This window comes from Acinetobacter sp. 251-1, assembly GCF_030329305.1.
Taxonomy (GTDB): domain Bacteria; phylum Pseudomonadota; class Gammaproteobacteria; order Pseudomonadales; family Moraxellaceae; genus Acinetobacter; species Acinetobacter piscicola_A.
This window is the reverse complement of record NZ_JACANS010000011.1, coordinates 18,269-34,637: the sequence shown is the minus strand read 5'-3', so window position 1 is coordinate 34,637 and position 16,369 is coordinate 18,269. Positions and strand designations below refer to the sequence as shown.

General features: G+C 38.8%; 12 protein-coding genes and 1 pseudogene. 4 read left to right on the top strand and 9 right to left on the bottom strand.

The window, feature by feature from the left end:
- Positions 1-2: 2 nt before the first annotated feature.
- The 7 genes and pseudogenes from aroB to HX129_RS10460 all read right to left on the bottom strand — a co-directional run bounded on the left by aroB (position 3) and on the right by HX129_RS10460 (position 6,895).
- Positions 3-1,082 carry a 3-dehydroquinate synthase gene (gene aroB / locus HX129_RS10490; protein ID WP_286434622.1) on the bottom strand — a complete coding sequence of 360 codons (1,080 nt, stop codon included), beginning with the start codon at positions 1,080-1,082 and terminating at the stop codon, positions 3-5.
- Between the two features lie 25 nt (positions 1,083-1,107).
- Entirely contained in the window at positions 1,108-1,650 is a 543-nt protein-coding gene (gene aroK / locus HX129_RS10485; protein ID WP_130074430.1) for a shikimate kinase AroK, read from the bottom strand.
- Between the two features lie 36 nt (positions 1,651-1,686).
- Entirely contained in the window at positions 1,687-3,852 is a 2,166-nt protein-coding gene (locus HX129_RS10480) for a type IV pilus secretin PilQ (RefSeq protein ID WP_130074429.1), read from the bottom strand.
- Positions 3,853-3,868: 16 nt separating this feature from the next.
- Positions 3,869-4,396, bottom strand: coding sequence for a pilus assembly protein PilP (locus tag HX129_RS10475; protein WP_130074428.1), 528 nt, complete (start codon positions 4,394-4,396; stop codon positions 3,869-3,871).
- 148 nt (positions 4,397-4,544) lie between these two features.
- Positions 4,545-5,208 (bottom strand): annotated as a pseudogene (locus HX129_RS10470) (type IV pilus inner membrane component PilO); the annotation flags it as partial.
- Complete coding sequence (locus HX129_RS10465; RefSeq protein ID WP_130074426.1) at positions 5,205-5,837, bottom strand: PilN domain-containing protein; 633 nt, start codon at positions 5,835-5,837, stop codon at positions 5,205-5,207. The gene HX129_RS10465 and the pseudogene HX129_RS10470, both read right to left, overlap by 4 nt.
- Complete coding sequence (locus HX129_RS10460) at positions 5,837-6,895, bottom strand: pilus assembly protein PilM (RefSeq protein ID WP_130074425.1); 1,059 nt, start codon at positions 6,893-6,895, stop codon at positions 5,837-5,839. Before HX129_RS10460 ends, HX129_RS10465 begins: the two co-directional genes overlap by 1 nt.
- A gap of 161 nt (positions 6,896-7,056) precedes the next feature.
- Here HX129_RS10460 and ponA point away from each other — a divergent pair, with 161 nt between their 5' ends.
- Complete coding sequence (gene ponA, locus HX129_RS10455) at positions 7,057-9,630, top strand: penicillin-binding protein PBP1a (RefSeq protein ID WP_174493486.1); 2,574 nt, start codon at positions 7,057-7,059, stop codon at positions 9,628-9,630.
- A gap of 443 nt (positions 9,631-10,073) precedes the next feature.
- Here ponA and HX129_RS10450 read toward each other — a convergent pair whose 3' ends face one another.
- Positions 10,074-11,663, bottom strand: a complete 1,590-nt coding sequence (locus HX129_RS10450; RefSeq protein ID WP_174493487.1) for a TerC family protein — start codon at positions 11,661-11,663, stop codon at positions 10,074-10,076.
- Positions 11,664-12,018: 355 nt separating this feature from the next.
- On the opposite strand from HX129_RS10450, the gene HX129_RS10445 reads away from it, so the two are divergent.
- Positions 12,019-12,642 carry an LOG family protein gene (locus HX129_RS10445; RefSeq protein WP_174493488.1) on the top strand — a complete coding sequence of 208 codons (624 nt, stop codon included), beginning with the start codon at positions 12,019-12,021 and terminating at the stop codon, positions 12,640-12,642.
- Positions 12,643-12,705: 63 nt separating this feature from the next.
- Here HX129_RS10445 and HX129_RS10440 read toward each other — a convergent pair whose 3' ends face one another.
- The gene (locus HX129_RS10440) at positions 12,706-13,671 is read right to left on the bottom strand and encodes a hypothetical protein (RefSeq protein WP_130074421.1); all 966 of its coding nucleotides are present in this window, start codon (positions 13,669-13,671) and stop codon (positions 12,706-12,708) included.
- A 388-nt stretch (positions 13,672-14,059) separates the two neighbouring features.
- On the opposite strand from HX129_RS10440, the gene mdtD reads away from it, so the two are divergent.
- Positions 14,060-15,451: a multidrug transporter subunit MdtD gene (gene mdtD / locus HX129_RS10435; protein ID WP_286434621.1), complete on the top strand. Its 1,392-nt coding sequence runs from the start codon at positions 14,060-14,062 to the stop codon at positions 15,449-15,451.
- Between the two features lie 76 nt (positions 15,452-15,527).
- Entirely contained in the window at positions 15,528-16,280 is a 753-nt protein-coding gene (locus HX129_RS10430) for a glycoside hydrolase family 25 protein (protein ID WP_130074419.1), read from the top strand.
- Positions 16,281-16,369: the final 89 nt, after the last annotated feature.

Here is a 16,369-nt window from a genome sequence, read left to right as displayed (position 1 = left end):
TATTATGCTTGGTTAGCGAGAATTGCCTGTTTCATCAACTCTACATCAAAATCTTTGGTAATTACTGCTTGCCCAAGTTGCTTCATGAGCACCAAACGCAATTGACCATTTAACACTTTTTTGTCGTGTGACATATATGCCAAAAACTCCTCAAGTGGAATTTTAGGACATATTATAGGTAATTTGGCACGTTGTATGATTTTTTTTGTACGTTCTAAATCATCAGCACTGATCCACCCCATCCGCTGAGATAGATCAGCCGCCATGACCATACCTGTTGCCACAGCTTCTCCATGCAACCATTCACCATAACCAAGATAGGATTCAATTGCATGCCCAAAGGTATGCCCTAAATTGAGCAATGCACGTTCACCTTGTTCTTTTTCATCATTAGCCACAATACGTGCTTTATGCGCACATGAACGATAAACTGCTTCTGCTAATAATTCAGCATCTTGTTTCAGCAAACCCTCGATATTCTGCTCAAGCCATGTTAAAAATTCTGCATCGCCCAACAAAGCATATTTGATCACTTCAGCCAAACCTGCTGATAACTCACGCGGTGGCAAAGTACTCAGCTGTGCCATATCGGCTAAAACCACCTGGGGTTGCTGAAATGCACCAATCATGTTCTTGCCGAGTGGATGATTAATTCCTGTTTTACCACCCACACTTGAATCAACTTGCGACAACAAAGTTGTCGGAACCTGAATGAAATAAACACCTCGTTGAAAACATGCTGAAGCAAAACCAGCCATATCTCCAATCACACCACCGCCCAGTGCTAATACCGTTGCATCACGGTTAAAACCATTTTCCAATAAAGCATCAAAAATTAAATTCAAATGTTCAATATTTTTATATTTCTCACCATCAGGCAACACGCATGTGGCAACTTTTTTTCCTAATTTCTTAATCGCTTCAACATAATATTCTAGATATAAAGCTTGTACAGTTGTATTTGTCACAATCATCACTTGCTGCCCCTGAATATAAGGTTCGAGTAATTCTTGCGGGTTTAAATGACTACCAATAAAAATTGGATAACGACGATCACCAAGTTCAACATGTAAAGTTTGCATGAATACCTATGCCTAACAACCAAGATTAAATAATATCTTTAGAAATAATCAATTGTAAAATACGTTGTGCTAAATCTCGCGCAGCACCTTGATTGGTCTCAATAATATAATGTGCGACCTCTCGATATAAAGGATCACGAACATTTAACAGGTCTCTTAATTTTTGCTCTGGATTTTCCACTTGCAATAAAGGACGATTTTTATCACGGTAGGTTCGTTGTAATTGAAGTTCTACAGGCGTATATAAATAAATGACGATACCACGATGTTTTAAATATTCTCGATTCACCGCTTGTGTGACTGCACCACCACCTGTAGCAAGAACTAAATTCTTTTTGGTCGTTAACTCGTTAATTACCACTGACTCACGAGAACGAAATCCCGTCTCCCCTTCCTTTTCAAAAATCCAAGGAATGGTTGCACCTGTTTTACGCTCAATTTCATGATCACTGTCTAGAAATTCACGTCCTAACAAATCTGCTAAATGTCGACCAACAGTTGTTTTTCCTGCTCCCATTGGCCCTACCAAATAAATATTTGGTAGGGTTTCAAACTCTTTGCTTGGCAAGGAGTCACCTATTGAATTGCTGTCATTGAAAGTATATTAATGATTTCTACTACGACTGTCATTAATAATTCGAGGAGTCACAAAGATTAACAACTCTCGTTTGTTTTCAACTTTAGCATCATTACGGAATAAACGCCCGATATAAGGTAAATCACCAAAGAACGGAACTTTCGTTGTGGTATTTTGAGTTTCTTGTTCAAAAATACCGCCTAGCACGACAGTTTCACCATTATCAACAAGCACATTGGTATTGATTTCATTTTTATTTAAAATCACTTCACCATTTGGTGCTGTATCACCACGTGAATCGCTGGTAATGTTCAATTGCATTTGAACTTTCCCATCAGGTGTAATACTTGGTGTCACATCTAAACTCAGTAATGCATCTTTAAATTCAGTGGTTGCTGTTGAACCCGCAGCAGAATTTGTTGTTGTGGTATATGGAATTTGTTGACCTGAAGACACTTTCGCTTTTTGCTTATCTGCTGTCATGACTTTTGGTGTCGAAATTACCTCACCATAACCATCTGCTTGTAAAGCAGATAATTCTAAATCCAACATAAAATCAGACAAACTAATCAAACCAAATGCAATTTTACCTGCAGCATTGGCCACACCTAAGTCAACGTTTAGGTTATCTGGACGAGTAACGGTAATTTTTCCATCATCATCAGGGGTTTTTAAATCCCAAAGTGATTGGTCACTCCCACCAACCAGCAAGTCATTATTACGTGGTACACCTTGCGATAAAATCCCCCATTTTACGCCCATCTCTTTCGAGAAACCCGTAGATGCACGGACAATACGTGCTTCAATCATCACTTGCTTTACAGACACATCAAGCAAATCGACCATTTTACGAACTTTATCAATATTCTGTGCAGTATCATTGATAATCAATGTATTGGTTCGTGTATCTGCAACAGCACTACCACGTGAACTAAGTAAACTTTCAAGTGCTAATGAGTCAGTATTTGTTGTGCCATTGGTCTGTGCGTTTTTAACGTTGCGCGAATCCTCTAATAATTTTAGTACATCGGCAACTTTGGCATAACTGAGTTGAATGTATTCAGTTTGAATCGGTGCAAGTTTTATACTTTGTGCAATCGCTTTAGCTTCATCTTCTTCTGACTTGATCAACTCAGGTACAGGTGCAATCCAAATTACATCACCACTACGGCGTTTGTCCAAGTTTTTGGTTTTCAGGATAATATCAAGTGCCTGATCCCAAGGGACATCTTTTAAACGTAAGGTAATATTGCCTTGCACAGAGTCTGCAGCAACCATGTTTACTCCGGTAAAATCAGCCAACAGCTGCAATACACGGCGTACTTCAATATCTTGGAAGTCTAAAGAGATTTTCTTACCTGTATACGTTTGACTTGAACTCGGTTTGTTTGGACGTGTGTCTTCAGGGCGTTTCAGACTGACTGTGAGTTTATCTTCAGCTTGGTATGCCATATATTCATAGCTACCAGTGGACTGAATGGTAATCACACCATTATTACCATCATTGTGTGCATCAATAGTTGCTACAGGTGTTGCAAAATCATTGACATTTAAACGGCGAATTAAGTGTGTCGGAATTTTATTACCTAACACGCGCACAACAACTTTACTGCCCTGTTGTTGTACATCGACAGGAGTATTCACACCTGCCAAATTGATACTCACCTGACCTTCACCTTTGCTACCACGTTGGAAGCCAATATCCGATACACCTTGTGCAGATTTTGCTGTTGCTGGTGCAAAATTTTCAAGCGTATTGCTTTGATTGGCACTATTAATTTTTAAAATAAAAGTATTGCCTTCAACACGTGTTGTGAAAGTACTTTTATTATTTAGATTAACAGTCAAACGTGAACGCTGTGCATCCGAAGCAACATTAACTGCCGAAGCTTCTGAAGTAGACACAGGAATTGCTGCTTGTGTTAATCCTTGTTTCGTATCATTAAAGTCAAGTACTAAGCGAGAGGGTGACTCTAATTGGTATGCTTGAGGTTGTGGTGGTAAACCATTAAACATGACACGAATTTCTGTACCTTGCCCAGGTAGTTGCATGGGTACTACATTGGTCATTGTCACTTGTGCAGCAGCTGCTTGCATCACCGCAATCGATACTGCCGCCATTGAAAATTGACGTAAATAAGTGTTCATAAATATGCCGTCCCCACCCCAAAAGTTTTTAATGCTATTTTTCATTTTTATTCCTTCATGCTCAATCTAACTGACCGATCAAGACTAGACTACGTGGTCGTTCAATATAACCATCACGCCCGTCAGGTATAATCTCTAATAAATCAATTCGTGTCGGAGTGATTGAAATAATTCGCCCCTGATTCATTCCCAAATAGTTGCCTATTTGTACACGTTCTACTTCTCTATCAGGTGTTTGAATCAGACCCACGATTTGCCCTGAATTTGATTTCATACTGCCTTTAAAACTTAAAGTTTCAAGCGCATAACTTTCTAAAGGTTGTGGCTGTCTTGAGAAGTTTGGATAAACACGCTTCCCTGACATAATTTTCAATTCATTTGCCAATGAACTCGGTAGAAATGGGCTACGTAATTGTTGAGCAGAATAGTTAAAGCTTGGTACAGGCTCAAAAGTCGGCGCAGGTTCAATCGGTAATGGTGGCTGATTTCGAATTTCTGCCATTTGTTGATTGACTGCATCAATACGTGAATCACATCCAACCAATAAAACAGCAAGAGAGAGTCCACTGATTAATTTAAATAAATTCATGCTTATCTTCTCCCCTTGTTATTTGTTGTTTGTGAAGAGTTATTTGAGCTTGAAGTTGTACTTGTTGCTGCTGATGATGAAGTCGTTGTTGCTGTCGTACTTGTATCAGAAGTGACTTGACCAGAAGCAGGTGTAGTTTCAATATCTGTACCGATGTAACGATAAGTCTTAGCTTTTAAAACATAATTGACTAAAGGCACATCAGACTTCGCATCTTTTGGCGCTTCAGCTGTAATGGTAAAATCATGCAACGTCACAATTCGCGGTAAAGCAGCAATGCTACTCACAAAACCACCAAAAGAATGATAATCGCCTGTTGCTTCAATTGAAATCGGTTGTTCAATAAAAAATTCTTGCTGAATTTCATCTTCGAGTCTGATGTTTTTAAATTTCAAACCAGAACTCACACCTGTGACGTTAATATCTTCAACCAAACCTGGGATTTCAGTTTCTTTCGGCAACTGCTCCAACTGTTGTGTAAAGTCCATTTGCATTTGCTGCAATTGTGCTTGATATTGTTGAAGGTTTCTAAGTTTTGAATCTTTTTCTTTAAATTCATTTAATAAGGTTTGTTCTTGTGCACGCGCTGAATCAATCGCATCAAGTTTTGGTTTGATCACCAGAAAATAACCAATTGCACACACGACAAATAGGATAAATAACCAACAGGTAATTTTGACCGAAATTGGCCAGCTCCCGTAGTTATTCATATCTAAAGTATTAAATTGCTGAAAAAATTTATCTACAGACATTTTTTTCTTTTGCGGAGTATCTTTGACTGAATCTGCTTTTTCAAGATCTAAACGACTCATTTAGCACCTCCAGCTGCTTGTGCTTGTTCTGCATCAGGTTTCGCCGCTTGTGCAATTTCCCCGATATCCACACTCACAACAAAACTTCCATAAGATTCTTCAGCTCTCGGGACAACCGAAGTCGCTGGTTTATTTTTGTTTTCTTCTGCCGCCAAGAATGAATTCATGAAGGCATTTCGATACCATTCTGATGCTTCTAAACCACGTAAAAAATCTGCGACCGTATTTGGACTTTCTGCTTTACCTTCAATGGTAAACTTATCTCCAGTCCGACTAAATTTAGTGATATACATTGCAGGTGGTACAACACGAACTAACTCATCCACTAAACGCACAGTTACAGGACGCTGCCCTTGTAAACCTTGAATTAGTTTCATACGTTCAATAATCGCATTACGCTGTTCTTGCAAACCATCTAATGTTTTTAATTGCGTATCCAAGTTCTGATTAGTGCTAGTAACCAATTGATTTGCTTGTTCTTGATCATCTAATCTTTGATTAAAATACATCCAAGCCAATAATACGATGATAAACCCCAATACAGCGATTCCAATACTAATCGCAACAAATTGCTTTTTTCGTTGTTCTCTTAGTTCTTCACGCCATGGGAGTAAATTAATCTTTGCCATTAATCAAAACTCCTCATTGCTAAGCCACATGCGACCATTAAGGAAGGTGCATCATTTTCTATTTTTTTCAAATCGATTTGTGGTGAAAAACCCATTTGTAAGAAAGGATTTGCCACAGTGACTCGATAACCCAATTTTTGTTGTAATAATTTCGCAAGTCCTGGAATATTGGCATTGCCTCCAGCCAATAAAATATGATCAATTTCATTAAATTGAGAGGATGAGAAAAAGAATTGTAATGAGCGTGCAGCTTGTTGAACAACAGCTTCCAAAAATGGAATCAACACTTCTGTTTCATAGTCATCAGGCAATGAGCGATCTTTTTTGGCACGGCCCGCTTCTTCATAAGAAAGACCATAACGCGCTTGTACATCTTGGGTCAGCTGTTTCCCCCCAAAGACTTGTTCACGCGTATAGATAATTTTACCGTTTTGCATGACAGACAGTGTAGTCATGGTATGCCCGATATCTAAGATCCCGACCATATTCGCGCCAATAGGTAAAGTATCCGCGAATACTTCAAAGGCACGCTCCATGCAATAGCTCTCTGTATCAACCACTTTTGCAGTCAATCCAGTAATCTCAAGTACTTCAACGCGCGAGTCGACATTTTCAGTACGTGTTGCAACAAGCAATACATTCACCCGATTTGGGTTAGGTAACTTGTCAGGTAAAACCTCAAAGTCTAGACTGACTTCATCTAATGGGAATGGAATATATTGCTCTGCATCCATACGAATTTGAACTTCGCGTTCTTCATCGTTCATGTCTGCATCCATTTCAATGACTTTTTGAATCACCATAGAGTTAGTCACTGCTACAGCCGCATTCGTGGATTGAGGATTGGCAATATTCATCGCACGCTCTAAAGCATCCGAAACTGCTTCTGGGTTGAGAATATTCTTCTCAACCACACTTCCATCTAACAATGGACTTAATCCATAGCTTTCCACCCAATAACGACCGTTTTTAACAGAGAGTTCTAATATCTTTACAGAGGTTGAACTGATATCTACCCCTATAAGCCCCTTAACTTGCTTACGACTTATTCTAAGCACGACAGAATTCCTATTATTTTTATCCCCAAAAACGTCACAAACTGATTGCAATTGGTCTAAATTTTTTATAGATACAATAAGTCATCTAACAATCTGCTAAACGAAAAGCTATACTGACCATCAATTAGTTTGCTATTAGCTCTTATTAAAACTTACTTGTTATGAAAAAGCTATCTCGATCAGGGTATGTTCATCCATTTTTTTTGCTGATTATCATTATTTTAATAGCAATCCCGATGGGTTTTTATGGAATGTACCTCTATATTGCACCATCTTTACCAGAAATGAGCTCTTTAAAAAAGGCGCCATTACTTAAACCTATGCAGGTATATACTGCGGATAATCAATTAATTGCGGAATATGGTGGCAAACTTTCTGTACCCGTTGAATACAATCAAATCCCAAAAAACTTTATTCATGCGTTCTTGGCTGCTGAAGATTCATCTTTTTTTGAACATAGCGGTGTAAGTTTTAAAGGTTTAGGGCGTGCTGTCAGTGAATCTGTCACTGGTGGTGCACAAACAGGTGGTTCAACGATCACCATGCAGGTGGCTAAGAATTATTATTTATCACCTGAACGTACTTTAAAACGAAAATTAACAGAAGTTTTTTTAGCAAGAAAGATTGAACAAAATTTATCAAAAGAAGAAATTATGACACTTTATGTCAATAAAATCTTTTTAGGTAAAAATGCTTATGGGATCGCAGCAGCAGCAAAAATTTATTATGACAAGAGCTTAGATCAACTCAGTATTGCGCAGATGGCAATGATTGCTGGATTACCCAAAGCACCTTCAAAATATAATCCTGTTGCTAATCCTGAACGTGCTTTAGAACGCCGTAATTGGATTTTAGGACGTATGTTGCAATTGGGGTATATCAATCAAGCACAATACAACAAAGCTGTGGCAGAACCTGTCAGTTTGAGTATGCCTGACCGTGGTATAAACAATAAGTTTCCATATGTTGGTGAAATGGTTCGTTCCGAATTGGTTGAAAAATTTGGCGAAATTGCAGTAGATTCTGGCTATAAAGTCTATACGACGATTGACAGTAAACGTCAACAATATGCTGAAGATGCTGTACAAAAAGGCTTAGAAGATTATGACCGTCGTCATGGTTGGCGTGGTCCAGAAGCACATGATAAGCCTCTTAATGAGTTTTTACCATATGCGAACACCTATCCTGCTGAAGTGGTTAAAGTCTATGCCAATAGTTTTGATGCCCTAATGCAAGATGGCTCTAAAGTCACTGTTCCTTGGTCAGGCATGTCATGGGTCCGTCCATATCGTAATGCCAATAGCGTTGGTGGTGGATATAGCCGTGCATCACAGATTGTCAAAGTCAAAGATATTATTCGTTTACGTCCTAATGATGAAAAAACTGCGTGGGCATTGGTTCAAGTGCCTAAAGTTCAGGGACAATTGATTGCAATCAATCCGAATGATGGTGCGATCGAGGCCATTGTCGGTGGTTATAACTTTTATCAATCTAAATTTAATCGAGCTTTACAAGGTTGGCGTCAACCTGGTTCTACAATTAAGCCTTTCATCTATGCATTGGCACTTGAGCGCGGCATGACACCTTATAGTATGGTGAATGATAATCCTATTACCATCGGACGTTGGACACCGAAAAACTCAGATGGTCGTTATTTGGGTATGATTCCTTTGCGCCGAGCGTTGTATTTATCACGAAATACGGTATCAGTACGTTTATTGCAAAGTGTTGGTGTAGAGCGTGCACGTCAATTATTAATGGACTTTGGTTTACAAGAGGATCAAATTCCACGTAACTTCACCATTGCTTTAGGTACACCGCAAGTTTTGCCTGTGCAAATGGCAACAGGTTATGCTGCAATTGCCAATGGTGGGTATCGTGTACAACCGCATTTCATCAGCCGTATTGAAGATGCATATGGCAAAACCATCTATGAAGCCAAACCTGAATATGCATGTATCTCATGTATTAATGAAAAAGATACAGATGTTGATGCAGAAGCAACAACCCCTGATGATGAAGTCATTGAAATGACCAATCAAACTGTAGAAGAAACACCTGCGCCTAAAGCGCTCAGTAAAGAAGAGCAAAGCCAATATCGTCAAGCACAACGTATTTTAAAATCACAATCTGCTTATGATATGGCCAATATTTTGCGTGATGTTATTGTGCATGGTACAGGTCGTGCTGCATTGAAAATTGGTCGTAGTGATATTGGCGGGAAAACAGGTACAACCAATGATGCAAAAGATGCTTGGTTTGCTGGGTTTAATGGTAAGTTAGTGACGATTGCTTGGGTGGGTTTTGATAAACCATCAACCCTTGGTCGCCGTGAATACGGTGGTATTGCTGCACTTCCAATTTGGACCAACTTCATGGGTAAAGCTCTCGAAGGGACACCATCAGCATGGGTACATTTCGATAAAAATGCTAAAGACCCAGTTTCAAGAGAACAACGTGGTCTATCTGAAAATGGAGAAAATACGCAAGCGAAGAAAGAACAGTATCGCACCTCACCACCATTAGCACGACCTATTTATCGTCCTGCACCTGTGGCACCTGTTCGTAATCCATCCAATGACTTTGATGATTTACCAGGCCAAAGTAATGATGTAGAGCGCGTATTAACACCTACACGTCAAGCACCACCTGCGATGAATAATTCGCACTCTCAATCCTCTAATCATCAAGAATCACATGATTCTTTAGAAAAATTGATCAATGAAGTGCAATAAACTGCTATAAGGCATGCATAAAAAGAGCGTATTTGATATACGCTCTTTTTTATTACCCTATGTAAATATCAAATAAAAAATTAAAAAGAGCATTAATGAATACACATAAAATCAGTATAGTTATCAGCCTTTCGCTTATTGCAAAAAATTGCTAAACATATATTTTTTATAATTTTAAAATCAAAACCCTTCGTTTACGTTCGCTATATTCTTTTCTAATTTCAAACAATGACCTTAGCGTGAATGCAAGAACAAGTAAACGACATAGCTCATATCGCTTCATACAATCGCATCACCAACCAGAAAATGGCGCTTATAAAAAATCACTTTCAAAATGCAGATCAATTGCAAAGATGATGATAAAAGTCCAATACAAGCTATTTTTCAAACAAAAAAATAAGCTGCACACGGCAGCTTATTGCAGAGAAGATGATTTAAAACGATCAATCATCATCTTGTGGTTTTTCCAAGGGCACAATATGAACTTTATCAATCTTATGTCCATCCATTGTGACCACTTCAAACATATAGCCATCTGCTTCAAACTTCACACCACTTTCAGGCAAACGACCTAAGTGAAATAAAATATAGCCAGACAGTGTTGAATATTGTTCAGACTCATCAACAAGATCTCGTCCTAAAAGTAAAGACACATGACGAATGTCAGTTGACCCTTCAAGCATCAATGAACCATCTTCTAAACTTTCAGCTGCAGCCTCTAATTCATCTTCATCAGGGAATTCACCTGCGATCGCTTCTAACACATCGATGGGTGTAGCAATCCCTTCGATTGAACCATATTCATTCAGTACAATTGCCATCTGTAAAGGAGCTTGACGTAATTGCTCCATCACCATCAATACTTGTGCATTTTCATGCACAATTACAGGCTCTCGTAGATGTTTTTCGAAATCTAAAATACCCGTTTCAATATAATCGTTGAGTACTTTATGGGTGGGTACAATCCCTGCGATATTGTCCAATTCACCATGTGCCAAGATTAAACGTGAATGTGCCATCGACATTAAATTTTCTTTAATAGTGGCTTCATCTTCATCTAAATCTAACCACTCTAGCTCTGGACGTGGTGTCATCACTGACTTTACAGGACGCTCAGATAAACCTAAAACACCTTGCACCATGACACTATGATAAGCACTATTTTCTGAATCAAAGATTTCATCAGCTAAAGCTTGTGTTGCAAGAACATCTTCAGGCTTATGACTTTGAATATCAGAACTTGCCGCACTTTTTCCACCTAACATACGCATCACTGCGGAAGCTGTACGAAAGCGTAAATCTGTAGTCGTTACTGATTTTTCTTGGTTTTTACGCATGGTTTGGTTAAAGAACTCAATCATGACTGAGAAACCAATCGCTGCATATAAGTAGCCTTTTGGAATGTGATAACCAAATCCTTCCACAATGAGCGAGAAGCCGATCATCATCAAGAAACATAAACATAAAATCACGATGGTTGGATGCTTATTCACAAACTCCATCAATGGCTTAGATGCCCATAGCATGATGCCCACGGCGATTACAACTGCAATCATCATCACAGAGAGTTCTTTCACCATGCCCACGGCAGTAATGACACTGTCTAATGAAAATACTGCATCCAATACCACGATCTGAACAATTACCATCCAAAAAGCGGCATGTACAGGATTTTCTTCTTTGATCGGACCATGACTTTCGAGCTGTTCTCGCAGTTCCATTGTGCCTTTAAACAGTAGGAACACACCACCAAACAGTAGAATCAAATCTCGCCCTGAAAATGGATGTTCTAAAATATAGAATAAAGGATTGGTCAGCGTAATTACCCATGCAATGGACGCTAACAAGACCATCCGCATACACAATGCGAGCATTAGCCCTAAAATACGTGCTTTATTACGTTGTTCAGGGGGCAATTTTTCTGCAAGAATTGCAATAAAAACAAGGTTATCAATCCCAAGAACGATTTCTAGGACCACAAGCGTTGCCAAACCCACCCATGCGGAAGGATCGGACATCCATTCTAAAATCATGACTGTACCTCTCTAGACCAGAGAAGCACGATGCTTTTGCGTAAACTGCAGCTTAGATTCAATGGATGGAATACTTTTGTTATGTAAGAAGAATATGTTTTTTCGGAGCGATGACAACCACTACCCATGTTGATTCATTTGTTTGTTGTAAAACAGATGCCAATTATATCAAGACTCTTTAGGAATTCATCCTTTTTTTCAAAATCTCTATAAATCAGGCTTTTCACAGTAAATTCAAACACAATACATTACAAAACATTGCAAACAAAACATAACTGCATACAACCTTGTCATATTTATGGCGTAGAATCATAATGAAAAATAAAGATTTAATGATGAAGGTGAAAAATAATTTATGAATAATGCATTAAGCAATCCACTTGATCCAACTCTATTAGCCGAACATCAAACAACACAAGTTTTAATTGCGCTCTATTGTGGTTCACGCTTTGGTCATCACCCGATTTATCAAGAAAAAGCCATTCATTTGGCAACCGGTATTGCTGAACATGGTTTTGGTATTGTCTATGGTGGTGCAAGTATTGGCTTGATGGGACAAGTTGCAGATACAGTCACTGAACATGGCGGAGAAGTTGTTGGCGTCATTCCTGAGTTTATGTTGGACTATGAAGTTGCGCATAAAAATCTAACGGAATTACATATTGTTAAAAATATGCATGCTCGAAAAGCCATGATGGCAGAGCGTGCGAGTGCTTTTGTTGCGCTACCTGGCGGTTTAGGAACATTTGAAGAAATTTTAGAAATTGCCACTTGGGGGCAACTTAATCAACACCAAAAACCAATGATGTTATATAACGTCAATGGTTTTTATAACCACATGATTGCACAGCTTGATCATGCAGTTCAGGAAGGTTTTTTACCGCCACAACACCGTGCAAAATTAATCGTTTGTGAAACAGAAGATGAAATTTTCTCTGCCATTCGTAATTTACATGCACCGAAAAAATTTGTGATTTAAACTTTTAGACAAAGCAGTCAAACAAAAAATCGAGCCAACGACTCGATTTTTTAATTTCAATATTTAAGATGTGATCCAACCATATAACCATGGCAATGCCGTTGCTAATAAAATACTGACCGCCAAACCAAACATTAATTTCATTGCATCCTTACTGACATTACGAGACGTCCGATACTTATTGACTTCGTTTAAATGCATTGCCATAGCAAACTCACGCCCTGCCAGCAAACCTAAAAACACCCATGTCGTACTCATGGGAATATTGCTCACTTCTTTAAAAATCAAAAGAATGAATGCATACATAAAGTCAATAATGGTTGCAGAGCGCACATCTTGCACTCCAGTTTTGGTATCAATGATATTTTGAATTGCCCCACCACGCTGATAGAACACTACGCCAAGTAACGTAATAAATACAACGATCGCAAATAACATAAACCACAACGGCACAACACGCGGTACATAAACGAAGATATTTGCCAAATCTTGAATTAACCACTGACTCCATAAAAAGCCTGTTGCTACCCACTGAATGGCAATCCACGTTTTGGGTGTGGGTTCATGTCGTGTTTCACTAAAATAAATCGTGACTTTTTTCACCACAAAACGATAAATCAAAATAGCCGCAACGAATGCAACGGCATATCCCATCATCGACTTCGTCAGCATGGCACTCAAACTGCTTGGTGAAAAAATGGTGAGTACTAAAAATGTAGTACTGACAGGAATACCAAAACGCGTAAGAAATAACAAAATGAGAGGTGGAATCACATACAACCATGTCATGCCCTCTTTGGGAAATGGAATCGTTTCTAATCGCCCATAAGATGCATCCCCCACACCTGATACCCACCAGCCATACAGCAGTACAAGGGTTAAAATCGTACTGGTATATAACCATAACATCCACCAAGGACGATGAGCATTGGAGGAAATAAATGTTCCTAAAGTCTGTGGTACGTCGTTGCCCACAATTGAATAAGCTGCTAAACAAAAGCCAATGATCATTAAAATATCAATGCTCACAGTGTCATACCTTTATGTAGACGCATATACGACATTCTTCAATTTGATAAAGTATGCGAGATTATGACACTTTTATGAATTTGCAAAATTTAAATTTCTCATATTCTGCAAAAATCAAAAGAAAAACACAGAAATAATAGTTATAAGCATTTGAAAATGATAAATAATAGATCGAATACACTACCTTGTTAACATCATATGCAAAAACCAGTGGGATCAAGTTTTAGGCCTATTGTATACACAGTCGCTCAATAGATCTGTGGATTGTGGTTATCATGCCCCCTTAATGAAATGGTGAGCATTTATTCACCCAAAACAAAACATGCTTTTTACAGCTTTCATATAACGTTTACTTTAGAATATTAAAAAATCTAACTTTTGCAGAGCTATGACCACCACGCCATCGCATCAAAAATTACAGCCTGAGTTTTATCTATTGGTCTTTTTGGTGTCCATTGGCTTTTTCATGCAAGGTTTAGACACCACCATTATCAATACTGCACTCCCCTCTATGGCAGAAAGTTTGCAGGAAGATCCATTACGCATGCATGGTGTGGTGATCAGTTATGTACTATCCGTTGCAGCCTGTATTCCACTCAGTGGCTGGCTTGCTGATCGTTTTGGTGTGAGAAATGTTTTCTTTGCTGCCATTGTGATTTTTACACTCGCCTCTCTCGGTTGTGCATTTTCAAGTAGTTTCAATACTTTAATTGCATTTCGAGTACTACAAGGTATTGGTGGTGCATTGCTGCTGCCGGTTGGTCGTTTGGCAATGTTACGTATTATTCCCCGTGAACAGTTTTTGTCTGCGATGAGTTTAATGAGTTTGGCGGGTTTAATGGGACCACTCATGGGACCAACTTTAGGTGGTTGGTTGGTAGAGTTTGCTTCATGGCATTGGATTTTCCTGATCAATTTACCCATTGGGCTGTTAGGCATATTTGTTACTTTTAAAGCCATGCCCAATGCCACCGAACCTTCAGTGAAAAAGTTTGACTTCAGTGGCTTTATTTTATTGGTCATTGCGATGGTAGGTATGGCATTGGGTATTGAAAATATTGCAAGTCGTGAAGTTTCAAAAAGCGTCAGTTTTGCTTTATTGATAAGCGGTTTGATTGCCGCCATGCTCTATGCCTATCACGCCCATACCCATCAAAATGCACTATTTCGCAGTAAATTATTTAAGAATAAAATCTATGCCCTTGGCATTTTGGGCAATTTCTTTGCACGTTTCGGCAGCAATGCAATTCCATTTATTTTACCTTTGATGTTGCAAGTGGCTTTTCAGATGGAACCACTGATGACCGGCCTTATGCTGACACCCATCGTATTGGGCTCGCTCTTTTCTAAACCGATCATCCGCCCGATCATCTCTAAAATGGGTTATCGAAAATTCTTACTGATCAATACTTTTTTGGTCGGTGCATGTATTGCAAGTTTTGCACTGACCACAGCAGACACACCAACATGGCTAAGAGCATTACATTTCTTTGTTTTTGGCACGCTAAATTCTTTACAGTTTGTTGCCATGAATACATTAACCCTCAAAGACTTACCTCAACAAGATGCCAGCAGTGGTAATAGTTTTTTGTCCATGATCATGATGCTCTCGATGAGTATCGGAATTGCTTTAGCAGGAACCTTACTCAATGTGTTCACGCACTTTTTAGGTGAAGCACAGGTTACACAAGCCTTTCATTACACTTTGGTTTGTTTAGGGTTAATCAACATTTTTACTGCTATTATTTTCTATCAGATCCCTAAAGATCAGGCGATTTAAAAGATAGCTCATCATGGTCATGGTTTTGCCAAACCGTTCACGTTAAACTATAAATCTCGCCTCTTTTAGAATGACAATGCTCAAAAACTCAGCCAAGACCACAAAGCTCACTCGTCATCGCATCGCATTGATCATGCTGATACTGTGCTGTGTGATCGGCTTCATTTTGATCATGTTACAGATTAAGATTGCTGCTGCTGAGCCTTATCCAATTCAAGGTTTTGATGTGTCACATCATCAAGGGCAAATTAATTGGCAAAAAATCTCACCACAACAATATCAATTCGTCTATCTCAAAGCCACAGAAGGCGGCGATTTTAAAGATACACAATTCCAAAACTATTGGCTCAAAGCACGCGAACGTGGCATGCGAGTAGGTGCTTATCATTTTTTCCGTCTGTGCCGTGAGGGTGAGATTCAAGCGCAAAATTTTATTGAAACTGTGCCAAACAAGCCTGATGCGCTACCGCCCGTCATCGATTTAGAATATGACAGTAACTGCATCAATATGTTTACGAAAGAACAACTGCTCAAACAAATCAAAACCATGCATGACCGTTTACAACAGCATTATGGTAAACAACCCATTTTTTATACTTCTAAAAATTTTTACAATATTATTTTAATCGGTGAATTTCAAACCACCCCGATTTGGATTCGTGAATACCACGATAAGCCAGACCTAAAAGACAAAAGACCTTGGACATTTTGGCAAACGACCAATCAAAGCAAAATTTCAGGTATCAATAAAAATGTAGATTTAAACGTTTTTTATGGCGATGAAACACAATGGCAGCAATTTCTGCAAAGCAACCATGTAAAACCTTAATGCAATAAAATATGACACACACAGATTTTAAAGATGAGTCCTCCTTCCAATTCAGTTAAGATAAAATCTATCTCGTCGCTTTGACTTGA

What these genes read in the sequence shown, in the direction of transcription:
- aroB (WP_286434622.1), bottom strand. Translation starts at nt 1,082, where the DNA reads ATGCAAACTTTACATGTTGAACTTGGTGATCGTCGTTATCCAATTTTT.
- HX129_RS10480 (WP_130074429.1), bottom strand. Translation starts at nt 3,852, where the DNA reads ATGAAAAATAGCATTAAAAACTTTTGGGGTGGGGACGGCATATTTATG.
- HX129_RS10475 (WP_130074428.1), bottom strand. Translation starts at nt 4,396, where the DNA reads ATGAATTTATTTAAATTAATCAGTGGACTCTCTCTTGCTGTTTTATTG.
- HX129_RS10465 (WP_130074426.1), bottom strand. Translation starts at nt 5,837, where the DNA reads ATGGCAAAGATTAATTTACTCCCATGGCGTGAAGAACTAAGAGAACAA.
- ponA (WP_174493486.1), top strand. Translation starts at nt 7,057, where the DNA reads ATGAAAAAGCTATCTCGATCAGGGTATGTTCATCCATTTTTTTTGCTG.
- HX129_RS10450 (WP_174493487.1), bottom strand. Translation starts at nt 11,663, where the DNA reads ATGATTTTAGAATGGATGTCCGATCCTTCCGCATGGGTGGGTTTGGCA.
- HX129_RS10445 (WP_174493488.1), top strand. Translation starts at nt 12,019, where the DNA reads ATGAATAATGCATTAAGCAATCCACTTGATCCAACTCTATTAGCCGAA.
- mdtD (WP_286434621.1), top strand. Translation starts at nt 14,060, where the DNA reads ATGACCACCACGCCATCGCATCAAAAATTACAGCCTGAGTTTTATCTA.
- HX129_RS10430 (WP_130074419.1), top strand. Translation starts at nt 15,528, where the DNA reads ATGCTCAAAAACTCAGCCAAGACCACAAAGCTCACTCGTCATCGCATC.